Source organism: Agrobacterium sp. YIC 4121 (assembly GCF_002008205.1).
Lineage (GTDB): Bacteria > Pseudomonadota > Alphaproteobacteria > Rhizobiales > Rhizobiaceae > Agrobacterium > Agrobacterium leguminum.
Genome location: NZ_MRDI01000027.1, coordinates 389,928 through 409,667 on the forward strand (window position 1 = coordinate 389,928; position 19,740 = coordinate 409,667).

Genomic DNA, 19,740 nt, shown 5'->3' on the forward strand with positions numbered 1-19,740 from the left:
ACTTCTGCAAGAAAAAACTGACCGAAAAGCAAAAACCCGCAGCTTCGGATTCCTTAAACGACTCAAGGCTCCCGATACCGAGCGAATCGATGGGAATGCGTAGCGGTCTGCTCTGAGGACAAAGCTGCGGAAAATCGGAACGCCGCCACGATCTCGCCACCCGCCGCGATGTCCGCCCTATCACGATACCATTCAAACAAAAAAGCCCGGCTCGAGAGCCGGGCTTTCCATCACTGACAATGTCAGATCAGATTAGAACGTGCGCTGAAGGCGAACGAAACCAACCCAGCTGTCGCCACCGCCGTTAACACCATCGACGCCGTCGACGTCCTGGTAGTTAACCGAAACGAGCGAGGAAAGGCCGTCGGTGATCTTGTAGCCAACAGCTACACCAGCGCGCCATGCATCGCGATCGCCAACCCAGTCGTTATCGAAGCCGAGGTCGATCGTGTTGAAGTACTGGAAGCCGGGGGTGATGGTCAGCTTGTCAGTTGCCTTGATGGCGTATTCAGCAGCAACCGCCCACTCGGACTCTTCGTAGTAGCGGTTCGCGCCAGAAGCCCAAACGCCGGAGAGGCCAAGCGTGCCCGGACCGATGTCAGCCGTGACGATAGCGCGGATTGCACCTTCTTCAGCGTCGGTGTCGTAGCCACCGAGCAGGTTAGCGCTTACGCCGCCGAACTTCGCGCCAACGATAGCGGATACGCCAACGTTGTTAGCGCCTTCAAAGAAACCGCCCTTTACGAAGTCGTCAGAGATGTTGGAACCGCCGCGAGCAGCTTCGAGTTCTTCAGCTGCAACGCCAACGTAGAACGAGCCAGCGTCGTACGTGTAACGGATAGCGTTCAGACGGGTCTGGTTAGAGCTGAGAACGTCAACTTCGCCGGAGAGACCGTCATCCCACCAGTTGTAGTAGTAACCGACCTTCAGGCCGCCGAGTTCGATGAAAGCCTGGTCAACAACAACGCCACGGTTGCTGTCGTTGTCGGCCTGGCCGCGGAAGCCGATATAGCCGCGCAGAGCGCCGAGTTCGGTGTCGGTGCGGGTGTCGATGTTGAACTGGGCGCGGGTGAACGAATCCCAGTCAGACGTGCCGGACTTGTTGCGGCCGAAGTCGGTCTGGAAACGGATGTAACCGTCGAACTTCAGGCAGGTTTCGGTGCCGGGGATGTAGAAGAAGCCGGTGCCGAAAGCGTCGCAAACGCGAACGTATTCCAGGGGCTCAGGCTCAGCAGCGACGATAGCGTCGGCAGCGTGAGCGCCGGATACTGCTGCGAGAGCCGCAGCGGAGCCGATCAGAAGGCTCTTGATGTTCATGGTTGACCTCCAGTCAAAGTTTTTAAGTGGGTCTGGGTACTTTCGCTGAAGGACAGCATTCCCTGCCCCATTCCCGTGTTCTTAGAAGCCAAACGATCCACCGCCTCGCTTCTGGTGGTGAAAATACAAAAGGTTTCGCCGCTTGCAATCGCCAACATCCGATAAATAGCATTTACGTATATGCTTCATTTCGGTTTGTTGCGGAAACAACACACAGTGCACAGCCGGCCCGCAGGCGGCTTTACCATGCGTTAAGAAATTGCTTGAAAATCCGTTAGTTAGCGAGGTTAACAAGGTCTTTCTAAACTACCGGCTTTTTCGGGGAAGCCTTGCCTCGCCGGGAAAGGATGATGGAAACTTTTGCTTCCTACCCCCCGTACCTGACACTCCTTCGCAGCGCGCATGAAGAAACGAGGGAAAAACCATGCCGTTTGCCGCCCGATTCCCCGCATAACGATTCGAAAGACTCGCCGCATGTCGGTTACGATACCCATACGCCGCCATCCCTCCGGTTAGCCGCGAGAACTGATTTGATGACGTGAGGTCGCGTTTGACGATTGCCCGTCAATATCGGCAGCAGCCGATTTGTCGCGCGTGTCAATTCGAAACAGACGGGAGAACAAGCGACATGCGAAGACCGTCGCCAAAGCGCTGCGGCGGCGGCTTGGTACTGGGAACGATGGGGCTGGAATTTTCCGGTCTTGCGCCGAAGTGGCGGAGAGGATGTCCGCCGCGCTTTGTAAGCTATTGAAATTATTGACATGATTTCGTTGACAATGGCCGTATTTACCATAATTTCATGCATAAAGTTATGACAACGGGCGAAGCATGGCGCGCAATAAGCTTTCAGAGACCAAGATAAAGACGCTCACAAAGCCGGGCATTTACGGCGACGGCGACGGCCTATTCCTTCGCGTGCGCGCCGGCGGCAGCCGCCAATGGGTCTTTATATACAAACGCGCAGGCAAACGCGTCGAGATAGGCCTTGGGGGATATGGTCAAGGCACCGCACCGGTGCCGCTGGCCTTGGCTCGCGAAAAGGCGGATGAAGTTCGCGCACGGCTGGCGCGCGGCGAGGATCTGGCAACGCGCAAGACATTCGCCGACGTCATGGAAGACGTCATCGCGGTGAAGGAAGCCAGCTTCAAGAATGAGAAGCACAAGGCTCAGTGGCGAATGACGCTCGACGAATACGCAAAGCCGCTTCACAAGAAGGCGGTTGGCGACATTACCCGCGACGACGTGGTTGACGCCCTGAAGCCTATCTGGACTACCATTCCTGAAACCGCAGATCGAACTAGAATGCGAATCGCAGCGGTAATGGATCACGCGCGGGCACGCGGGCTATTCACCGGTGATAACCCGGCCAGTTGGCGCGGTGGCCTGAAAGAGCTCCTGCCCGCACGCAGCAAACTGACACGCGGCCACCACGCAGCGGCAGCATATAAGGACATACCCGCCATCATGGCGAAGCTTCGGGCGAGCGACGCCGTTTCTGCTCGAGCCGTTGAATTTACCGCCCTCACCGCTTCGCGTTCTGGCGAAGTCCGTGGCGCCGTCTGGTCTGAGATTGATTTCGACCAGGCAGTTTGGATTGTGCCGGCCGAGCGTATGAAGGCTGGCCGCGAGCACCGCGTCCCGCTCACTGGCCGAATGCTGGCGATCCTTGAGGCGCGCAAACAGGTGGCGACCGGTGAGTTGGTGTTTGAGGGAGGCAAGGAAGGCGCCGCAATATCAGACACGGCGATGGTGAAAAGCCTGCGCGCTGCGTCGGAGGACAAAACAATCACCCTGCATGGCCTGCGCTCATCATTCCGTGACTGGGCAGGTGATACGACTGGCTACCCCCGCGAAGTTGCGGAAGCTGCCCTTGCCCACGCCGTGGGTGATGTCGTTGAGCAAGCATACCGCCGGAGTGACGCGCTTGCGAAGCGTCGCGCCATGATGGAGGACTGGACCGAGTACTGCGAAAGCAAGGTTTCAACAGTTTCAAAATCTTGACAAATTTGTAAAAACAGTCTATTAAATGAGCGTCGCAATTGTGGTGGTTGCGGCATTCGGCGGGGTGGTGCCCGCCAAGACGCAGCGCCGGCAAAGCCGGCTGATTGGCGCCCTGCGCCAGCAACCTCCCCGGCAATGGCCGGCAGCCGAATCTCTTCAAAAATCTTCGTTCCATTTCACGCCATGACTTTGTCTTGGCTTCGAGGAGACACCATGACCATTCCAGCGAATGACAACAAGCCGCGTCTGATGACGCCGAAAGAAGCGGCCGCCGCAACGACCATGTCGCGCGTGCTGCTTGCCCGCATGTCTAAAGAAAACCGATTCCCCCAGCCCGTGCAGATTGGCTTGAAGCGCATCGCCTACGTCCGCGCCGAGGTTGATGCCTGGATTGAAACCGCTATTGGTGCGAGGGCGGCCGCATGAATTCCGTTCATGATTACCTTGGGGCATTGAGGGGCAAGCGCAGAGATCTAGTCGTGCGGGCTGCTGAGGCAGGAGAACTTGCCTCAAGTCTCAAAGAGCTGGCGACCATTCAGCTGGCCATAATTGCTTTTGAGGCAGTTGCTTACGAGAAAGAGGCCGCGCACCATTTTGACGCGGCCATGTCCGAGTTCAAGCTGACGCACGGCGTCGCCTAATCCCCCCTCACCAACTACCACCACATGCACCGTCCGGCGCTGCCGGCGAAGGAGAGACCATGCCGGATGTAGATAAATTGATCGTCGACAACGTTGTCTTCAGTGATGTCACCAACAGTGGAAAGACATCTGAGTCTGTCTGCGCGAACGTAAGATATTTAGCCAAGTGTATTCTGGATGCCGATGAGAAGGCCGTCTTCAGCCTTGGGTATGGAGGAGGAACAGCTCGCAACGTTGCTCTCTACCTGCGTCGAGCTTTCGAAAATGCTGAAGGCATCCACCCAAAGCCGTGAATAACCGCAAGTAATCGAATCGCCAGTCCACAACCAACAACCCGTCGGCATCCGTCGGCGGGAACGCATTCGTGCACTCTCCTGAAAGGATTGAGATGGACCACCGATCGCTCAACGATGACGATATCGAGCGTCTAACCGACTACATGACCGCTGGCGCGTATGTGCTCAAGACAAAGAACGGTTTTCGCATTCCCGGTCTTGTCGTCGACCAGTGGCGAGAACATGGGTTTGCCGTCCTGCGCACCAATGCCCTGGCTGCGCGCTACGGCGTCGGCCGCAAAACCATGTGGAACACCATCAAGGGTGCGATCGATGCCGGTTTCATCAAGGAGATCGGGCGAACTGAGGACGGCCGCGCGATGTACGTTCCTGTCGTCGAGCGTGGCGATGAATGGCGGGCAGCACATGATGCACGGATGGCGAAATATGAGCAAGCCTGATCACGCTGGCGGTCCCGTCGACCGTATCGAGCTCCTTGGGGCTATCATTGACGATGAGCGCGTGCGGCTCATCCACATCAAGACCGCGCGCCACATTCTCAAGCGCTATTACCAAAAGCATGGCAACGCGCGCGCCAGTGTTAGCTTCCTGCAGCAAGCCACCGGCCTGACAAGGGGCAGCGTCGCAAGCGCAACAGAGGATCTTGTTGCCTGGGGTTATTTCACCCGTGTCATGGGTTCCGGCAAACGGCCCTCCGAATATCACCCGAACTTTAGCGTCCTACAGTCCCCGGACGCTACTAGCGTCCTGCCGTCACAGGACGAAACAAAATCAAGCGTCCTACAGCCACAGGACGAGATCGTCCTACGGTCACAGGACGCTAAATCTGTTAGTGTCCTACAGCCGCAGGAGCAAACTCATTTACTTGTCTCGGCTACAGCCAGAGACAAAGTAAATACATCCGCAACGGGCACGGGGTCGGGCCTGTCGGCCGCCCCGGCCTGTGCGTCTGAAGATCGCGTGATGACCATTGTATCGAGCCACATTGAGCACGACGAAGACGACGGCTCGGACTGGCTTCGGCTGGATATGGAGACCGACGACGGCCTAACAGAGCCATACGCCATCTGCGTTCAAAGCGACGAAGATCAAGCAATGCAGGAACGCGGCATGAAAAAGCTAGAAATGCTGGCAACCGCCCTAGGCATAGACCAGATCAACGCGCCGGGCGACGTGGTAGGCAAGACGCTGGTTCTTACGGCAAGCGACGACTTCCTTCCCTTGGAGGCCGCATGAAATATTTCGCCCGCATCAATGCCATAGCCAACCGTCTCGAGCGGTTGGCGCCGAGCCACCGCGACCCGTTTCGCTTCCATGAAGAAAAGTCCGAACTGGTACATGAGCTCCGGAGGCTGGCCGACGAAAGCGCCGGCCTCCGTGCTGCCAACGACAAACACCAAGGGCTTTGCCCCAGGTCACTACATATGCATGTGCAATGAATGCGGAAAGCGGTTCACTGGCGCAAAGCATTCATGGAGGTGTCAGGGGTGCGAGTCCGCGAAAGAGGCCAGCAAGTAGTCCGGCATTCCCGGACTACTGAATCCATGCAGAAAGTGCATTAGTTGAAGGGGGTGTCGACCCTAGCTCGACGTCCTTGACAGTTTCAGAGGCCCCAACTTTTGTACAAATCGTCGTTATAACAACGCCATCCTTGAGCCCGATCGGCGGCAGACAGTTGTCTAAACTGCGGTGGCCAACTGGTCATAGCGTGCTTTATTGGCTTCAGCTTAAATGGGACATGGACGACGCATTTGTCGCGGATGATCGGGGGGCATAATGAGTCCTGCTCTCTGCTATCATTCAAGTTTGCGGCAATGATCGGCAGATCCATTGAAAGAGCCAATTCCATCTCCCACCGGACAAAGCGGTACAGATTTTTTGTGCTGTCCCCAATTAGCACTAGGACAGCACCTGACTGCTCCATCCGAGCCCTTAGGTTTTTTTTCACGTACTCCTCGTTTTGGGCTCGACTGGTCATGTTGTCGAGGTCATGGGCGTTGAAAAAGGTGAAGTCGACGTTCGGGAGCGCGTTCCAGCCCTTCATGAATTGATAGGCCCAGGCATCGTTATCGCCGTCGAAAACGACGTACGTTGGATAAGAATATGACACACTAACCCCCATGGTGCTGTCGAGCAGACCATTGAGTGTGCTCGCGTGAAAACGCCAATTCCGCCTCGTTTACGGCAGCCGAAAAGGCAGCGTTGGTGCGGGCATCGGCAATTAAACTCTCGGTTAATCCGATTTCTTGAGCTGTGAGGCTGTAGGCAGCTGCCAGCTCGTTGAACTTCTTAATCTGCGTCCATCCCACGATGGCCGAGGCCACGACTACCAGCGGCTCTGTAGGCCACCCCACGTTAGAGGGATCCACAATTCGGGTGCCTACAAAGAACAGGCCCATTGCATACGCCCCACAGGAGACCCAAAACCACACTTGGGCTGCCTTCTTGTTCGATGCTGCCTTTTTCTCGTACCAAGCTCTTTGGTCTGAAACTCTATTCTTGAGGTAGAAGGCTTTTCGATCCTCTAGCGCAAACTCTCGTATCGTCTGCATTTCGTTGGGCAACTGGTCGCCGGTCGCTTTTAGCCCTCCCAGAGCTTCGCTCATTTCCCGGTTCGAATTGAGGACATCCCAAATCAGTGCGCGAAAGTCTCTTCGGGCGTCCGCGCTTCTGTCGTCGTCGAATGGCTCTGCGCGCATCGCGAAACGCCAAGTCAGCGTTTTCACCGATTCCGCTAGCGCTCTTGCGCGATACCAGGTCTTCTCGGGCTTCTTGAGCGATCTGTAAGCCATCAATGCCATCGATGCCATCAAGACCCCGGCATAGCCGATGTAATACAACCGCGCGTCGCTCAACCCTAGGGAAAAGATTGCAGCTAGAAACAGCAAGAAATATTCGAGCCTGATTAGCCAAAGGAATTTTCTTTGGCTTGCATTCGACGCCTTATCTGCACTTTCAAATAAAACAGGAAATTTCATCAAACCGCCGCCCAATTTAGTAACTTATAGTAGCATGTGATTACTAATTCGCGCTTGGTCGACACTCACTATCCACAGGAATGAGCGTAGCGCCGCTCTAGCGGCTGCAACAATTCCTTCGCAAAGTCAAGAAAATCTTGACAAATTTGTAAAATCGGTCTAAGGTTTAGTTCGCTGATTTCCGGCGCCTCCACCCAATGACATGCCCTCTTTTGCAAGGTTACGAACCATTGAGTTTGCCAACCAGTCTGCGCACGCTTTCGGCTCGCAATGACGCCGAACGATTTGCAAACAAACTCCTCGCTGCCAACGACAACAGCGGACCGAGGGGCCGAACTCCTGTTTACCGGGGCGGGCGCCCTGCGTTTAGTTGGGCCGCAAAGAAAGATCAGTACGGGGCGGCTTGCATGTGGCTCATTGCGCGGCAGCGGCTGCCTATGTCGATGATTGCCGCCAACGACAACGAACCTCAGCAGGGTGGCCTTGATACTCGGCGAAACGGCACGGCTCGCGGCCAGGTCAAGCCTAAGACGAACCTCGGCGCGCACCTGGATTTGCCTGCCGTGATACCGCCCCTAGGATCTGCAGATCCTCAGCCCGTCAAGCCCTGCGGATTTACCCGTCTCGACATTCTGCCGCAGAACGATGTCGATGAGCTATCCGACAACTTCCGGGCGTTTGGCGCTTGCGCCGATGCAGTAGTCGAAGGCGCGATATTCATAGGAGCTGAATCGGGACTAGGGACACCTAGGCCAGGCAAGTCTAAAGGCTCGCCACTTCGGGTAGACGATCCAAACTTCGATGTACCGCCTTCAGATATCGATTATGTCATTGAGCTCTTGCTGGCCGGCGAAACAGTTTCAGGCATTGGAAATGCGTTCGGCGCCAAGGGCAGATACAGAGACAAGAAGGGCGCCGCTCTTCTTCGGGCCACGATGGATTGGGCGAAATCTCAGATCGAGCAAACTAATTTCGGACCACGTGTTACAAATTGAGTGACGTCGTTTCGCTTATAATATGATCCTTCAAAGGTCGCTTCGGCGGCCTTTTTCTTTTCCCATCATCGTGACCGCGGATGAACCGGCACTTTGAAATCCTGACGCCGTCCCCGTCGTCAGTGATCCGGCCAACGCACCCCGCTCCGGCGGGTGTGCGAGCTTGGCCTGATTTTTTTTAAACACCCGGAAAATTCATTTCAAAAAATGAAAGGAGGCGACCGTGCGCAAAGCCGCGGCATGTCTTGCCCTATCCAAAACACTTGGCATCGGCCTCGGTCGCGTCACTTCACTGGCCCAGCGCGCATCTGACGCCGGTGTCCTACCTAAGGCCGTGGGACGTACCTACCCGCCACTTTCCGCTGACCAAATGGCGCGGCTGCTTATCGCCGTCCTTGCTGACAACGGGCTCGGCACCGTAGGCGAAAGCGTCGATAAGTTTGCCAGTATCCATTCACCAACGCTCTGCATGTCGCTCGTCGAGGCCATTGCCGCTGCGTTCGATGGCGGACGGACAAACCCTTTTGCCCCGGTCATCAAGAGCATTGTGCTGCGAAACGATCTGGAAAACCCCGGCGTTGACATCCTTGCGGACGTCGGCGGCCACGGCGTTCACGCCGTTTTCGGCGCAACGCAGGCAACCGGTGCTGTGAAGCAGGCCCTTGTTGCGGGCCCCGCATTCGAAGCGCTGGCGAGAGAATGGCGGGCTGCGCAATGACGTCTGAAGTTACGCGCCTGCTCGCAGAAATTCGAGAGGATGTAGCAACGAGGAAGGCCGAAGTCTTAGCCAACCCCGTTGCCGCTGTATTCGAAGCAACCACCCATAAGCACCGAACAGCCGAACAGATCGCTGCGCATCGCGATCTATACCGGCAAGCAAAGCGGCACGTCGTCGAAATCGACACATGGAATGCCGCCAACACAGACAAACCCGCACGAACGTATCTGCCGCACATGCTGGCCTACCTCGGCGCGTTCTCCTATGTCGAAAAGGACACCTGAATGACTGACAATATCGCTACCAAAATCGAGCAGCTTGGTTCTGCTTTCAACACCGCCACAACCGACCTGTCTGAGAGAATTTCCGGACTTGAAAAGAGCTTCGCCCGTATGGACGGCCACGCCAACGACAACTTCGCCACCGGCGAAAGCCTGGCAACTGCTCTGGTCAACACGCCTGCGTTCAAGGAGCTCAATGGCGGCGCCAATCGCGGCCGCGCTTATGTCGAATCTGCCGCCATTACCTCTGGCAACACCACCGTCGGCACTGGTCGCTCTCAGGGCACGTCTCTGGTCCCCGCCGATCGACGCCCGGGCATTGTCACTCCCGCCCAGCGCGTTCTCACCGTCCGCGACCTCATTGCGCCAGGCAAGACCACTGCGGGCTCTATCGAATTCGTGCAGGAAACTGGCTTCACCAACAACGCGGCACCTGTCGCCGAGACTACGCAGAAGCCCTACTCGGACATCACCTTCGACCTCAAGACTGCATCGGTTCGGACCATTGCGCACCTCTTCAAACTCTCCAAGCAGATGCTTGATGACGTCGTCGGGTTGGTCTCCTATCTGGATCTGCGCGGCACAACCGGCTTGAAGCTGGTCGAGGAGCAGCAGCTGCTCTTTGGTAGCGGCACTGGCCAGAATATCCTTGGCCTTATCCCGCAGGCGACCGAATTCGACGACAGCCTGCGCCAGACAGGCGATACTCGCGTTGACACCATTCGCAGAGCCATCCAGCAGGTTCGCCGCGCGGAGTACACCGCGACTGGCATTGTCATGAACCCGGACGACTTGGCCGAGCTTGAGCTCACCAAGGATGCTGGTGGTAACTACATCATCGTCGACCCAGTAGAGGGCGGACAGGGCCGCATCTGGCGCCTGCCCATCGTTGATACCACGGCGATGCCAGCAGGCCAGTTCCTCGTTGGCGCACTGGCTACGGCTGCGCAGATCTTCGATCGGCAGCAGGTCACGTTCGAACTCAGCACAGAGAACGACAAAGACTTTGAGCTCAATATGGCGACGGCCCGGATCGAGGAGCGTCTTGCCCTTGCGGTCTATCGTCCTGAGTCTCTGGTCACCGGTGGCTTCGAAGCCTAAGCGCCATCTACCTAGGTAGCGTGGGTGTGAGTGGCCACGCTACCAACGGCCTGCTGCTGAGCCCCGGCGGCAGGCCACCCTTTCCACATATAAGGACTAACCAATGCCATCAGGCAAGATCATCAAGTGGATGACCGATCGCGGTTTCGGTTTCATCCAAGAAGACGGAGCGCGCGGTAGCGCCGGTGACTTCGTACACATCACCGCAATGCCAGATACTGAGGCACCACGTATTGGACAGCGCTTCGACTACGACCGCGTGACCGGCATGGATGGCCGCACCAAAGCGGTGAACGTCCGCGAGGTTACGACGTGGGGCGAGGCAGCGTACCTTTAGGTGGCAGGTATGTGGCGCAGTAACAACCGCGCTAAGAGTGCCGATTGGCAACACCTCTATAAGCGCAAGCGCTGGCTCGACCTACGAGAACGGCAGTTGATGCAAGAGCCCCTGTGTCGGTTTTGCCTCGCAACCGAAGAGGTGACCGCCGCCGAGGTCGTCGACCACATCACGAAGCATGAGGGAAACGAAGACCTATTCTTCGACCCCGACAATCTTCAAAGCCTTTGTCGCCATCATCATGACAGTGCCAAGCAGGCAATGGAACGAGGGCGCAAGGTTTTCGCTTGCGGTGTGGACGGATACCCCATCGAGCTAGGCTAGGGGGTGGAATTGAAGTGACCGTTCGCTCAGCCACGGAGCGGCGCGGGAAGGCACTTTTAATGCAAACACAGATTTTTGCCTCGCGCGTGCGCAAGCGCGCGCGTGAGAAAACATTGGATTTTTTCGCCTGATACGGGGCTTATCGAAACTCTGAAAGTCGCCTTTTTCAGGGACCGGCCGGGGTCATTCGCGTGCATATTACCCCTAGTTTTCGCTTGGGCTTTCCTCATCCTCGTCAGGGACCGTTTCCAGGTCTTTGCAAAGCGCCCTCGCCTGTTCTGCCAATGCGGCCAGCTGCGCCGTAATCTCTGCCAGCGGCAGGCCCTCAACCCGTTCTTCCATTGCATCCCTCCTGCATTTCGTCGGTGACGAACGCAAATTGGTGCAGCCTGGTTCCCTGCTAGATTTTCATGCGTTGCTGCGCGAGCTCCTCGTACAGGTTACAACGCTCCGCAATTTCTTGGTAGAGTCGGCTGTATATGCCAACATTGTGTATCGCAGCAGAGAGCACGCCTGGAGGCAACGTTTCAGGGACCAGTTCTGCCTCGAACCTTGCGTAGTCAAAAAGACAGGAACAGCGGGCATAAACCTCTAGGGCATCTATTAGGTGAGATTCCATCGTGCTTTTGGACGGCGATTGCCCGCCAGCTTTATCTCGCGCTGTGCCGCGCAACCTCGCGCTCTGAACCTGAAGCTTCGACGCGAGTTTTGCGAAAACCATACCTGCGGCATGATCGCTCAACTCAACCATCTCCTTCAATACAGCAACCGGCGTGTCTGGAACTGAAGGGTACACGGGAAGCACAACGTCTTGTGGCAATCGATCTTCACCGCATCGGAGAAGCAGACCGTGGGTCAGCTGGGCGCACGTGGTCGAGTAGTCACATAAATTGCTCAAGGAAAGCGACAAAACGGAACGAGCTGCCTGCAATTTTGCGAGCCGCCTCTCGTCTTCTAGCGACCGCTCCTGCTCAATCTGATCTCTCACCGCCCTAACGCTGACATAGGCAGCCGCCACTGCCGCCAGACCGGTGACAAGGGTTGTATCGATCCAACCCAAGCGGCCTACTTTGCTCATCGCATCGCCAATCATAACCGGCCATGATCGCTCATCTAGCGCGATCTCGCGCCCGACAGCGAACAGCAGCAATCCAACAAGAAACCCAACAGCAGCGGCGACCGATTTTTTCATCCTCCCATGAAGCGCTCAATCCTGAGTCGCGTCGATGCAACCCGCCTAAAATCCACAAGGAAAATCAAAATGACCACAGCACAGCCCTTTGCCATCATCGAAGAAGACTTCGCCGACGGCACTTACAAATTCGCACTGACCTGGGACTTGGCGAGCGAATGGGAAAAAACCACGGACCGATCGCTCTATGCCACTCTGCTCCAAGCAATGCGCACTGGCATCGTCGGCCTGAACGACACGCGCGAGCTGGTACGCTTGGGTTTGATTGGCGGAGGCACGGCACCGAAAGAGGCGCTGAGGCTGGTGCGCACCTACGTTGAAGAACGTCCGGCCGCGGAGAACTTCGGTCTGGTGATCAATCTGGTGGACGCACTCTACCACGGCAAGGGTGTGGCCGATCCGGATGAAGGAAAGCCAGCCGAAAGCGCCGGCGACGTCGATGGCTAAAGTCCAAGGCTGGGACCGCCTAAAGCGCCGTCTCGAAAAGATACCCAAGGCCGTGCGCGAGCAGACGCAGCCGTCAATCACTTCCGCTGCCGATGATGTGGCGGAAGTGATCAGGGCTTTAGCCCCGAAAGACGATGGCGATTTGCGGGACAGCATCGAAGTCACCGGCGGCGGGCAGTCAACTCCGCCCTATAGTCTGCCTGGACGATCTATGGTCGTTCCAGAGAACGCCGCCATGATCACGGCGGGTAATTCCAAGGTCAGGTACGCGCACCTCATCGAGTTTGGCACCCGCGCGCATATCGCCGGCGGCCAGTTCGAAGGCGCAGAGATACCCGCCATACCCGCGCACCCATTCTTTTTTTCGGGTTTTCGCACAGCAAAGAAAAAGGCTGGCCAGAAAATCAAGCGCGCGATGTCGAAGGCGATAAGGAGCAAAAAGAATGGCAATTGAGTATGAACGACTTGCCGTCATGCTCGAGGCCCGCGTTGCGGATTTCGAGAAGAAAATTGCTGGCGCCACGCGCAATGCCGAGCGCAATTTCAAGCGGATCGAAACCACTTCTGCCAGAATGCAGGCCCGCCTGAATTCGACCTATTCGGGGATCGCCGCCAGTGCGGCGAAAGCCTTCGCCCTTATCGGTGGTGCCCAAGGCTTTCGCCAGCTATCGGACAGCGGAACGCGCATCACCAACTCCCTGAAGGTAGCGGGCCTCGCCGGCGAAGAACTTGAAGGCGTGTATCAGAAGCTTTTCACGGCGGCGCAGAAGAATGCCGCGCCGCTAGAAACGTTGGTGCAGCTCTACGGCCGCGTGTCATTGGTGCAAAAAGAGCTGGGCGTCTCGTCGGACGAGATTATCAGCCTGTCCAGCAACGTTGCACTTGCGCTGCGCGCGTCTGGCCAGTCCAGCCAAGAAGCATCCGGCGCGCTATTGCAGCTTTCGCAGGCCCTAGGCGCCGGCGTAGTTCGCGCTGAGGAATTCAATTCGATCCTCGAAGGTGCGCCTACTATCCTGCAGGCCGCTGCCGCTGGTATCAAGCAGGCCGAGGGCTCAGTGGCGAAACTTCGGCAGATCATGCTCGAAGGCAAGCTTTCCTCAAAGGCGTTCTTCGACGGTATCAATGCTGGCGCACCAGTGCTTGAACAAAAGGTTGCCGGTGCCGTCCTGACGGTTGACCAGCGTCTTGAGAACCTTCGCACGGCCCTGACGAACTCTGTCCGCAGGTTCAACGAATCCACGCAGGCAGCAAACACGTTCGGCTCGGCCATCGACAACATGGCGAACTTCGTCAACAGCGTCGACATGGATGGCCTGGCTTCCGATATTCAGTACGTTATCGAGAAGCTGAACGCTGGTGCGAAAGCAGCTCAGGACTTCGCCGAATGGGTAGGAAAGGCGAGCGGCCTTCAGAACATTGGTCAAGGTGCTATTAGCGCGTTAGACAGCGATGGCGATGGCAAGCTATCAGTTCTCGGTGGCGCGCTGACAGTCAATTCAACCGTTAAAGCCAGCGACAAGCTCGTCGACAACACCCAGAAGCGGCTAGACCTCGAAAAGCAGATTGCTGAGATCAAGGCCAATCCGGCCAACGTTCTCGGCCAGGCTGAAATCAGGCAGCTTGAGGGGCAGATCAAGGCCCTACAAGAAGCGCAGACCAGAACCGCGTCCAGCATCATTCAAGACGTGCTGAATGACAAGCCGCTGAAATATCCCACCAGTGCGCCCTCTATTGTGGGAGGCGGCGGAGAGACCAAAACCGTCAACGGCAAGAAATTCACGCCGATCGACATCACGGACAAGCAGTACCAGGTCACAGCCGACAAAGACGGCAAATCCAGCAGGAAGCGTGCTGATGAGTATGCCCGCGAGGTTGAGCAGATCACGAAGCGAACCGCGGCTCTGAACGCTGAGACGGCAGCGCAGGCTGGTCTTAATCCCCTCCTCAATGACTACGGGCATTCCATCGAGTTCGCCCGCGCCAAACAGGAACTCCTAACCGCTGCCCAAGAGGCGGGCGTAAAGATCACGCCTGAACTTACGGCCAGTATCGAGGATCTAGCAGCAGGCTACGCGAACGCTGTCGTCGAGTCCGAGCGGCTTTCCGAAAAGCAGGATGAGATCCGCCAGCGCGCTGAAGAGGCGATGGAAACCGCCAAGGATGTTACGCGAGGCATGATTGACGGCTTCATCGAGGGCGCCAGTGCGGCAGACATTTTGGCCGACAGCCTGAAGAAGATTGGCAACGCCCTTATCAACGACGTCTTGAACAACATCTTCAAGATCAACAACGCCGGCGGCGGTGGAGGCGGCCTGTTCAGTCTGTTCAGCGGCCTGTTTAGTGGTGGCAAGAGCAGCTTTCCTTCGGCTCCTGGCGGCCTTTATTCTGAAGGCGGATACACCGGCGACGGCGGCAAGTACCAGCCTGCCGGGCTCGTGCATAAAGGTGAGTATGTCTTCGACAAGGCTGCGGTCAAAGCTGCGGGCGGTCCTGCCGCACTGGAAGCAATGCGCCGCAATCTAAAAGGCTACGCCAACGGCGGCTACGTCGGCACGATGCCTTCGGTGCCGGCGCTGCGCGTGCCATCCATACCGGATATGAAATCCATCGCTGGTGGCGGTGTGGGCGGCGCGGTTAACGTGAATTTCTCTCCCGTTTATAACGTGCAGGGCACCGGCCCCGAGATCGCACAGCTTCGTGCGCAAATGGCCAAGGACAAAGCAGAAATACCGCTTAGAGTGGAAGCGGCAGTTAGAGACGCTCGGAAAAGGAACGTGAAACTATGATTGACGAATACAACAGACGACTTTTGACGGTTGAGGGAGAAATGTTCGCCCTCAGAAACGCGACGCATCTTATCGCATCGATTTTGCGCGAAACATTGCCTGATCAGGGCGTGATATTCGATGAGTTTCTGGAAACGGCAATAAGCTCCTACCGCAACGAGCTGCCATCTGATGAAAGAACGACCGTGTATCTTGAGGCTGCAATAAAGGCCACACGCGGCCTAATGGGCGCCCCAAGTGTGACGCCGACTCTCTCCGTGATCGAGGGCGGCAAAAAGGAAGAATGAGCCTTGGGGCAGCTGAAATGCGGGTGTCAGGTCCGCGCAGAAGCGAAACGTGAAGCTGTGACGGCAGAGCTTCAGAAACTTGTTGATGACCGATTGATCTCGCAAATCTTCTCCACGCCCTTAGGGCGTGGATTTTCTAGGCGAGTTTTCGCTTCGTCGGATTGGCCGGATTATGTGCTGAAAATGCCACTGAACAGCGATGGCTCAAACGCACGGGAATGGAACAACTGGACCATTTGCAAGGACGGCAGTCTAAGCAAATGGCTGGCGCCTTGCGTTGCTTATTGCCCAGACCAGGATCTCTTGCTGATGGGGAAAACAAAACCGATTCCTCGCCACTTCTGGCCCCAGTTCATTCCGGCCTTCTTTGGTGACGACCACAAAGGAAACTTTGGTTTCTTCCGGGGAATATTTGTATGTCACGACTATAGTGAGCTCGATCTTACTGGCTTTGGTTGGCGGCAAGCACCATGGCGTGGACGACGTGACGGCCTCTCTAAAAGGTGGCGCGTTGAAATGCATCAGCCAAAAATTGAAGTCTATGAGACTTACTTTGACAACTACGCTCGTGCAGTTCGGGAAAGCGGGATTGCCTAAAGCGTCGCCCCACTCCACCGGTAAAGCGCCTCGCTGAAAGGTAGGCGCAGCAGTGATTCTGCCGCAACACCCCATCCGCAAGCGGATGACTGTCCTAGGCAATAGAACGCGCCAACGTGACTAGATTTTTTTGCGGATTTTTGACCGTTAACAGCATCTCTTCCAGCGAAGAAGCTGCTAAGCTGTATCACGAAAAACGGACTAAGTCAACCGATTGTTGATATTGACGGCGCCGTCAAGTTGACCATATTCGAAGTGTACGCGAGACGCGGTAATTAGCCAAGGCCGTCCTCCCCGCAAGGGTGTAGAGCATTTCTGGGTGTTTGGCGCCCAGGCGTACAAAGACCCCGCTCCGGCGGGGTTTACTTTATCCGGCGAGCCCTTTTCGCGCGCCGTCGATACTCACTCGCGTGGACGGGGTGAAACGTGCTCACCCATATTTCATTTTTCAACTGAACTCCTTTGAGAACCAGCCGATAAAGCCGGTTCTCGATCTGGGAGAAGAACTGGATGCAGTTCGGCTCTCGGTCGGTGTATGCTTCCCCATATTCCAGAATGGTGGGAATGTGGGCAAACGCCATTTCGGCCGTCCGGTGCTTAAATCTGATCTTCTTTACATAATCGGGACTGATCCAGATCGAAACAGTGGACACGCCGATCAAAACCGAAAGCGTAGGGTTCAGCCCACATATACGCACCGGCCTATCGAATGCTCCTATTGCAAGAAGGTGCCATTCATCTTCATTTAAGCTCAATATTATCCCGCCAAAGCCAGCCGTGATTATGGATACGCGTGAGCCGGAATAATAATACAGGAATCAGGCCGGCAACGTGCAATGGAATCACAATCCACAAAGCTTTGGCAACTACCGCGGGATACTGCCAGTTTGTTCGCGTTAGGTTCTTTTATGTGGAGCGAGAGCCTAGCTGTCCGGCCACCAATGACTAATTATCTCGAAACGGGCCGCCGGTGAACCGAAACAGTGTTTCGCTATAGGGTAGTCGCAGCAGGATTTTACCATTCTCAGCTATCGCGCCGAGGGCTGCAGCTCGACAAAGAAGGCTTACTCCGCCTTGTTGCCTGTTGCACATGGCATCTGGGCTATCAATCAATCGAACGTTGGCCAGGCCAGCAACCACTATTGTTGTGCCTTCGGGAAGCGCGCCGATCGGCTGAACAACAATAATCCTAACGCCACCCAGCCATACGCCTATTGATGCGATAAACACTACCGCGAGCGCCAACAGCAATTTCATTCTTGCCCCCCAGACCTATGGGAGCAAGATGGTTTAGCCTGCCAAGATGGTCAAGGCTTAATGGTCACCCCGTAGCCTTGGGCAGTATCTCCGGTAGCGATGAACATGACGCCGGCATCTTCAAGGGCCGACTGGATATCGCGCAAAGTCCTGTCGTACGGCGTGGATTTTTCACTTTCGAAGTTTGCCAGCGTGGCTCGGCCCACTGCTGACGCCTTGGATAAGTCATCTTGCGACCAGTTAATTAGGGCACGCGCTGCCCGGCATTGTGACGCCGTAATAGACATTTTGTATAACTCTATCATTTTTGTGTTGACTTACGACCAACTCGATGTATTTTGTATCGTGTTATAGCGAAACAATCGCTTCGCAGCAACCGAGGAGAACGTTGAAATGACGCATGCCAGCAGAAGACACGAACCTGCGCGGAGCAATGCCAGAGAGCAGTTGCCGCGCGCGCTTGTCGGAAGAAGACGACCAACCTTCCTTGAGCATGATATTGCCGCCGCTCCCCAGGCGGCACACTACTACAGACCATCCCAAGGCCAGAACCGCTGCGCCATGGAGATTGATGGTGAGCGCGTTTTGGTGGATGTCAGCACGTTCACAAACATGAAGAACGAACGGGCTGTCGTCCTGCGCCATGATGGCAGCATCGGTATTGAGCTGGTCTCTACTGAAGACGACTACCCTCGCCCTTACGGAACAAGATCTGCTTTCGGCCAGAGCTATAGAAGCCCTCACGGCGGAACCATGCGCGATTGTTTAACGGTCGTTGGTAAGGTTATCGATCCTGAAATCTTTCATGGCGTCACGATCGACGGAGAGCCGTCATGACGTGGCAGCAAACCTACCCTGAAGGCTCGACCGTATTGATCGGTCGCGACAGTTACACGGCCAAGCACAATCCCCACTTTCCCGGCATAGATCTATATCAGGGGCGCTTGCGCGTCATGACGGTTTGCCCCGATTATTTGCCGCAGGTCGCGACTGGAGTGATGATCGAGGGAGAAGCACGATGACCGGCGCTGCCCGAGAAGCTTCCGAAAGATCATTCCTGCGAAGGATGACTTCGCTATACGCAGAACTTGATACCGTCTGGAGCCGGCACGGTGAATTGCCTGACGAAGTTAGTGACGCCATCGTCGACGCTGCAGGGCTGCTGTGTGACGCGATTATCAATGCCCCGATCAAAAGCGAGGAGGACATTGCTCGCAAGCTTCGGTTCGCCGCGGACCTCGTGTCCAGCAAAGACGGGGTAATGTTAGCCGAGCGCCCAGCCGTCGAGCGAGCGCTGCACGACCTGATAGCATTTCGGGAGGCAGAACTGCGCGTTGACGAGCGCCTCCTCGATCGACTTCAGTTAGCATCCGCACACCACTAGTTCCCTGTGCCAGCCTTGCATTCGGGCTGGCCAATTTGCCGCAGCGCGCCTTCGGGTTGCGCGCGGTCTTTTATTCCAGTTGCCGATACCCCCGGCCTAAGAGGCCTCACCAGCTGCACCACGCGCTCCACCACTGCGCGGGCCGGGGGTGGTAATCAATCGACCGAGGAGACCTTCATGATTTCAGCGATCCTATGCGTGACAATAGCGCTGGTTGTCGCAGCCTCAATCTTGATGATGATATTGATGGTTGCCGACGAGCACCCGAACGGCGCAACGGTTAAGTCAAGCATGTGGACAATGATGGGAGCGGCGACGGTATTAGGCGGCCTATTGATTGGAATGATGCTTGTGCAGGCCGCGAGCGCTATCTGATTTCCACGTCACCACGCGCCTACGATGCCCGCCAGAATCACCAACTGGCGGGTTTTCGCTATCTGGACGACATATCCACAACGGAAAACTCGCCGGCCAAGTTATGGCAAGCGGCGAAAAAATCAAAATTATGCAATGAAAACAAGGGTTGTGGCGGAGAGGATGGGATTCGAACCCACGATACGCTTTTGACGTATACTCCCTTAGCAGGGGAGCGCCTTCGACCACTCGGCCACCTCTCCGGTAGAGGGGTTACTAACCGCAAAGCCCTTGTCCTGCAAGGGCTTTTTTTCATGTCTATTCGTTTGTTCTCCTATTTTCTTCGATACGTGAAAATGCGGCTTGTGACGTGAACAAACAACGATTTACGCCAAAAAACATCCCATATTTAGACCATAGGCGTTTTCCATATGTGCTTATTTCGTT

29 protein-coding genes, 1 tRNA gene and 1 pseudogene are annotated in these 19,740 nt (G+C 56.1%); 23 read left to right on the forward strand and 8 right to left on the reverse strand.

Features of this window, described 5'->3' with window-relative positions; all coding sequences use genetic code 11:
- Positions 1-252 precede the first annotated feature (252 nt).
- On the reverse strand, positions 253-1,317 hold the full coding sequence (locus tag BTE54_RS23555; RefSeq protein WP_078054127.1) for a porin: 1,065 nt from the start codon (positions 1,315-1,317) through the stop codon (positions 253-255).
- 828 nt (positions 1,318-2,145) lie between these two features.
- Between BTE54_RS23555 and BTE54_RS23565 the strand changes: the two genes are divergently transcribed.
- The 8 genes from BTE54_RS23565 to BTE54_RS23590 all read left to right on the forward strand — a co-directional run bounded on the left by BTE54_RS23565 (position 2,146) and on the right by BTE54_RS23590 (position 5,694).
- Positions 2,146-3,318: a site-specific integrase gene (locus BTE54_RS23565; protein WP_078054128.1), complete on the forward strand. Its 1,173-nt coding sequence runs from the start codon at positions 2,146-2,148 to the stop codon at positions 3,316-3,318.
- A gap of 25 nt (positions 3,319-3,343) precedes the next feature.
- Positions 3,344-3,505 carry a hypothetical protein gene (locus BTE54_RS25005; RefSeq protein ID WP_158080279.1) on the forward strand — a complete coding sequence of 54 codons (162 nt, stop codon included), beginning with the start codon at positions 3,344-3,346 and terminating at the stop codon, positions 3,503-3,505.
- Between the two features lie 26 nt (positions 3,506-3,531).
- Entirely contained in the window at positions 3,532-3,744 is a 213-nt protein-coding gene (locus BTE54_RS23570; protein ID WP_245316685.1) for an AlpA family phage regulatory protein, read from the forward strand.
- Positions 3,741-3,959: a hypothetical protein gene (locus BTE54_RS23575; RefSeq protein ID WP_078054129.1), complete on the forward strand. Its 219-nt coding sequence runs from the start codon at positions 3,741-3,743 to the stop codon at positions 3,957-3,959. The genes BTE54_RS23570 and BTE54_RS23575 overlap by 4 nt, the downstream gene beginning before the upstream one ends.
- A gap of 59 nt (positions 3,960-4,018) precedes the next feature.
- Positions 4,019-4,252 (forward strand): hypothetical protein, encoded by a 234-nt coding sequence (locus BTE54_RS24910; RefSeq protein ID WP_143240763.1) that lies wholly within the window; start codon positions 4,019-4,021, stop codon positions 4,250-4,252.
- A 95-nt stretch (positions 4,253-4,347) separates the two neighbouring features.
- Positions 4,348-4,695, forward strand: coding sequence for a hypothetical protein (locus BTE54_RS23580; RefSeq protein ID WP_078054130.1), 348 nt, complete (start codon positions 4,348-4,350; stop codon positions 4,693-4,695).
- Positions 4,682-5,491 carry a hypothetical protein gene (locus tag BTE54_RS23585; RefSeq protein ID WP_078054131.1) on the forward strand — a complete coding sequence of 270 codons (810 nt, stop codon included), beginning with the start codon at positions 4,682-4,684 and terminating at the stop codon, positions 5,489-5,491. The genes BTE54_RS23580 and BTE54_RS23585 overlap by 14 nt, the downstream gene beginning before the upstream one ends.
- Positions 5,488-5,694, forward strand: a complete 207-nt coding sequence (locus tag BTE54_RS23590) for a hypothetical protein (protein WP_078054132.1) — start codon at positions 5,488-5,490, stop codon at positions 5,692-5,694. Before BTE54_RS23585 ends, BTE54_RS23590 begins: the two co-directional genes overlap by 4 nt.
- A gap of 164 nt (positions 5,695-5,858) precedes the next feature.
- On the opposite strand, the gene BTE54_RS23595 is transcribed toward BTE54_RS23590, so the two are convergent.
- Entirely contained in the window at positions 5,859-6,377 is a 519-nt protein-coding gene (locus tag BTE54_RS23595; protein WP_078054133.1) for a TIR domain-containing protein, read from the reverse strand.
- Positions 6,367-7,233: a DUF4231 domain-containing protein gene (locus BTE54_RS23600; protein WP_078054134.1), complete on the reverse strand. Its 867-nt coding sequence runs from the start codon at positions 7,231-7,233 to the stop codon at positions 6,367-6,369. The genes BTE54_RS23595 and BTE54_RS23600 overlap by 11 nt, the downstream gene beginning before the upstream one ends.
- Before the next feature lie 407 nt (positions 7,234-7,640).
- Here BTE54_RS23600 and BTE54_RS23605 point away from each other — a divergent pair, with 407 nt between their 5' ends.
- The 6 genes from BTE54_RS23605 to BTE54_RS23630 all read left to right on the forward strand — a co-directional run bounded on the left by BTE54_RS23605 (position 7,641) and on the right by BTE54_RS23630 (position 10,989).
- Positions 7,641-8,228, forward strand: coding sequence for a hypothetical protein (locus BTE54_RS23605; protein WP_078054135.1), 588 nt, complete (start codon positions 7,641-7,643; stop codon positions 8,226-8,228).
- A 223-nt stretch (positions 8,229-8,451) separates the two neighbouring features.
- Positions 8,452-8,946 (forward strand): hypothetical protein, encoded by a 495-nt coding sequence (locus BTE54_RS23610; RefSeq protein ID WP_143240764.1) that lies wholly within the window; start codon positions 8,452-8,454, stop codon positions 8,944-8,946.
- A complete protein-coding gene (locus tag BTE54_RS23615; protein ID WP_143240765.1) occupies positions 8,943-9,230 on the forward strand; it encodes a hypothetical protein in 288 nt (95 codons plus the stop codon). Before BTE54_RS23610 ends, BTE54_RS23615 begins: the two co-directional genes overlap by 4 nt.
- A complete protein-coding gene (locus tag BTE54_RS23620) occupies positions 9,231-10,328 on the forward strand; it encodes a phage major capsid protein (RefSeq protein ID WP_078054138.1) in 1,098 nt (365 codons plus the stop codon).
- A gap of 103 nt (positions 10,329-10,431) precedes the next feature.
- Positions 10,432-10,665, forward strand: a complete 234-nt coding sequence (locus BTE54_RS23625; RefSeq protein ID WP_078054139.1) for a cold shock domain-containing protein — start codon at positions 10,432-10,434, stop codon at positions 10,663-10,665.
- A 9-nt stretch (positions 10,666-10,674) separates the two neighbouring features.
- Positions 10,675-10,989, forward strand: coding sequence for an HNH endonuclease signature motif containing protein (locus BTE54_RS23630; protein WP_078054140.1), 315 nt, complete (start codon positions 10,675-10,677; stop codon positions 10,987-10,989).
- Positions 10,990-11,193: 204 nt separating this feature from the next.
- On the opposite strand, the gene BTE54_RS25010 is transcribed toward BTE54_RS23630, so the two are convergent.
- Complete coding sequence (locus BTE54_RS25010; protein WP_158080280.1) at positions 11,194-11,331, reverse strand: hypothetical protein; 138 nt, start codon at positions 11,329-11,331, stop codon at positions 11,194-11,196.
- 58 nt (positions 11,332-11,389) lie between these two features.
- Complete coding sequence (locus BTE54_RS23635; protein WP_078054141.1) at positions 11,390-12,181, reverse strand: hypothetical protein; 792 nt, start codon at positions 12,179-12,181, stop codon at positions 11,390-11,392.
- A gap of 69 nt (positions 12,182-12,250) precedes the next feature.
- Between BTE54_RS23635 and BTE54_RS23640 the strand changes: the two genes are divergently transcribed.
- Genes BTE54_RS23640 through BTE54_RS23660 form a run of 5 tightly spaced genes read left to right on the forward strand, consistent with a single transcriptional unit; the run spans position 12,251 to position 16,298 of the window.
- Positions 12,251-12,628: a gene transfer agent family protein gene (locus BTE54_RS23640; protein WP_143240766.1), complete on the forward strand. Its 378-nt coding sequence runs from the start codon at positions 12,251-12,253 to the stop codon at positions 12,626-12,628.
- Positions 12,585-13,082: an HK97-gp10 family putative phage morphogenesis protein gene (locus BTE54_RS23645; protein WP_245316687.1), complete on the forward strand. Its 498-nt coding sequence runs from the start codon at positions 12,585-12,587 to the stop codon at positions 13,080-13,082. The genes BTE54_RS23640 and BTE54_RS23645 overlap by 44 nt, the downstream gene beginning before the upstream one ends.
- A complete protein-coding gene (locus BTE54_RS23650) occupies positions 13,072-15,414 on the forward strand; it encodes a tape measure protein (protein ID WP_078054144.1) in 2,343 nt (780 codons plus the stop codon). Before BTE54_RS23645 ends, BTE54_RS23650 begins: the two co-directional genes overlap by 11 nt.
- Positions 15,411-15,701, forward strand: coding sequence for a hypothetical protein (locus tag BTE54_RS23655; RefSeq protein WP_078054145.1), 291 nt, complete (start codon positions 15,411-15,413; stop codon positions 15,699-15,701). Before BTE54_RS23650 ends, BTE54_RS23655 begins: the two co-directional genes overlap by 4 nt.
- Before the next feature lie 3 nt (positions 15,702-15,704).
- Positions 15,705-16,298, forward strand: coding sequence for a hypothetical protein (locus BTE54_RS23660; protein WP_078054146.1), 594 nt, complete (start codon positions 15,705-15,707; stop codon positions 16,296-16,298).
- Between the two features lie 945 nt (positions 16,299-17,243).
- Here BTE54_RS23660 and BTE54_RS23670 read toward each other — a convergent pair.
- Both BTE54_RS23670 and BTE54_RS25525 read right to left on the reverse strand, forming a co-directional pair.
- Entirely contained in the window at positions 17,244-17,555 is a 312-nt protein-coding gene (locus tag BTE54_RS23670) for a hypothetical protein (RefSeq protein ID WP_078054148.1), read from the reverse strand.
- A gap of 98 nt (positions 17,556-17,653) precedes the next feature.
- A pseudogene (locus BTE54_RS25525) lies at positions 17,654-17,842 on the reverse strand (helix-turn-helix domain-containing protein); the annotation flags it as partial.
- A 106-nt stretch (positions 17,843-17,948) separates the two neighbouring features.
- Between BTE54_RS25525 and BTE54_RS23680 the strand changes: the two are divergent.
- The 4 genes from BTE54_RS23680 to BTE54_RS23695 all read left to right on the forward strand — a co-directional run bounded on the left by BTE54_RS23680 (position 17,949) and on the right by BTE54_RS23695 (position 19,314).
- The gene (locus tag BTE54_RS23680; RefSeq protein ID WP_078054149.1) at positions 17,949-18,392 is read left to right on the forward strand and encodes a hypothetical protein; all 444 of its coding nucleotides are present in this window, start codon (positions 17,949-17,951) and stop codon (positions 18,390-18,392) included.
- Entirely contained in the window at positions 18,389-18,577 is a 189-nt protein-coding gene (locus BTE54_RS23685) for a hypothetical protein (RefSeq protein WP_078054150.1), read from the forward strand. Before BTE54_RS23680 ends, BTE54_RS23685 begins: the two co-directional genes overlap by 4 nt.
- Positions 18,574-18,939: a hypothetical protein gene (locus BTE54_RS23690; RefSeq protein WP_078054151.1), complete on the forward strand. Its 366-nt coding sequence runs from the start codon at positions 18,574-18,576 to the stop codon at positions 18,937-18,939. The genes BTE54_RS23685 and BTE54_RS23690 overlap by 4 nt, the downstream gene beginning before the upstream one ends.
- A gap of 177 nt (positions 18,940-19,116) precedes the next feature.
- On the forward strand, positions 19,117-19,314 hold the full coding sequence (locus tag BTE54_RS23695) for a hypothetical protein (protein WP_078054152.1): 198 nt from the start codon (positions 19,117-19,119) through the stop codon (positions 19,312-19,314).
- Between the two features lie 151 nt (positions 19,315-19,465).
- On the opposite strand, the gene BTE54_RS23700 is transcribed toward BTE54_RS23695, so the two are convergent.
- A tRNA-Ser gene (locus tag BTE54_RS23700) sits at positions 19,466-19,556 on the reverse strand.
- Positions 19,557-19,740 lie beyond the last annotated feature (184 nt).

Bases quoted from the DNA above. Each gene is read 5' to 3' on its own strand.
- BTE54_RS23555 (WP_078054127.1), bottom strand. From the start codon at position 1,317: ATGAACATCAAGAGCCTTCTGATCGGCTCCGCTGCGGCTCTCGCAGCA.
- BTE54_RS23565 (WP_078054128.1), top strand. From the start codon at position 2,146: ATGGCGCGCAATAAGCTTTCAGAGACCAAGATAAAGACGCTCACAAAG.
- BTE54_RS25005 (WP_158080279.1), top strand. From the start codon at position 3,344: ATGAGCGTCGCAATTGTGGTGGTTGCGGCATTCGGCGGGGTGGTGCCC.
- BTE54_RS23570 (WP_245316685.1), top strand. From the start codon at position 3,532: ATGACCATTCCAGCGAATGACAACAAGCCGCGTCTGATGACGCCGAAA.
- BTE54_RS23575 (WP_078054129.1), top strand. From the start codon at position 3,741: ATGAATTCCGTTCATGATTACCTTGGGGCATTGAGGGGCAAGCGCAGA.
- BTE54_RS24910 (WP_143240763.1), top strand. From the start codon at position 4,019: ATGCCGGATGTAGATAAATTGATCGTCGACAACGTTGTCTTCAGTGAT.
- BTE54_RS23580 (WP_078054130.1), top strand. From the start codon at position 4,348: ATGGACCACCGATCGCTCAACGATGACGATATCGAGCGTCTAACCGAC.
- BTE54_RS23585 (WP_078054131.1), top strand. From the start codon at position 4,682: ATGAGCAAGCCTGATCACGCTGGCGGTCCCGTCGACCGTATCGAGCTC.
- BTE54_RS23590 (WP_078054132.1), top strand. From the start codon at position 5,488: ATGAAATATTTCGCCCGCATCAATGCCATAGCCAACCGTCTCGAGCGG.
- BTE54_RS23595 (WP_078054133.1), bottom strand. From the start codon at position 6,377: ATGGGGGTTAGTGTGTCATATTCTTATCCAACGTACGTCGTTTTCGAC.
- BTE54_RS23600 (WP_078054134.1), bottom strand. From the start codon at position 7,233: ATGAAATTTCCTGTTTTATTTGAAAGTGCAGATAAGGCGTCGAATGCA.
- BTE54_RS23605 (WP_078054135.1), top strand. From the start codon at position 7,641: ATGTGGCTCATTGCGCGGCAGCGGCTGCCTATGTCGATGATTGCCGCC.
- BTE54_RS23615 (WP_143240765.1), top strand. From the start codon at position 8,943: ATGACGTCTGAAGTTACGCGCCTGCTCGCAGAAATTCGAGAGGATGTA.
- BTE54_RS23620 (WP_078054138.1), top strand. From the start codon at position 9,231: ATGACTGACAATATCGCTACCAAAATCGAGCAGCTTGGTTCTGCTTTC.
- BTE54_RS23625 (WP_078054139.1), top strand. From the start codon at position 10,432: ATGCCATCAGGCAAGATCATCAAGTGGATGACCGATCGCGGTTTCGGT.
- BTE54_RS23630 (WP_078054140.1), top strand. From the start codon at position 10,675: ATGTGGCGCAGTAACAACCGCGCTAAGAGTGCCGATTGGCAACACCTC.
- BTE54_RS25010 (WP_158080280.1), bottom strand. From the start codon at position 11,331: ATGGAAGAACGGGTTGAGGGCCTGCCGCTGGCAGAGATTACGGCGCAG.
- BTE54_RS23635 (WP_078054141.1), bottom strand. From the start codon at position 12,181: ATGAAAAAATCGGTCGCCGCTGCTGTTGGGTTTCTTGTTGGATTGCTG.
- BTE54_RS23640 (WP_143240766.1), top strand. From the start codon at position 12,251: ATGACCACAGCACAGCCCTTTGCCATCATCGAAGAAGACTTCGCCGAC.
- BTE54_RS23645 (WP_245316687.1), top strand. From the start codon at position 12,585: ATGAAGGAAAGCCAGCCGAAAGCGCCGGCGACGTCGATGGCTAAAGTC.
- BTE54_RS23650 (WP_078054144.1), top strand. From the start codon at position 13,072: ATGGCAATTGAGTATGAACGACTTGCCGTCATGCTCGAGGCCCGCGTT.
- BTE54_RS23655 (WP_078054145.1), top strand. From the start codon at position 15,411: ATGATTGACGAATACAACAGACGACTTTTGACGGTTGAGGGAGAAATG.
- BTE54_RS23670 (WP_078054148.1), bottom strand. From the start codon at position 17,555: ATGAAATTGCTGTTGGCGCTCGCGGTAGTGTTTATCGCATCAATAGGC.
- BTE54_RS23680 (WP_078054149.1), top strand. From the start codon at position 17,949: ATGACGCATGCCAGCAGAAGACACGAACCTGCGCGGAGCAATGCCAGA.
- BTE54_RS23685 (WP_078054150.1), top strand. From the start codon at position 18,389: ATGACGTGGCAGCAAACCTACCCTGAAGGCTCGACCGTATTGATCGGT.
- BTE54_RS23690 (WP_078054151.1), top strand. From the start codon at position 18,574: ATGACCGGCGCTGCCCGAGAAGCTTCCGAAAGATCATTCCTGCGAAGG.
- BTE54_RS23695 (WP_078054152.1), top strand. From the start codon at position 19,117: ATGATTTCAGCGATCCTATGCGTGACAATAGCGCTGGTTGTCGCAGCC.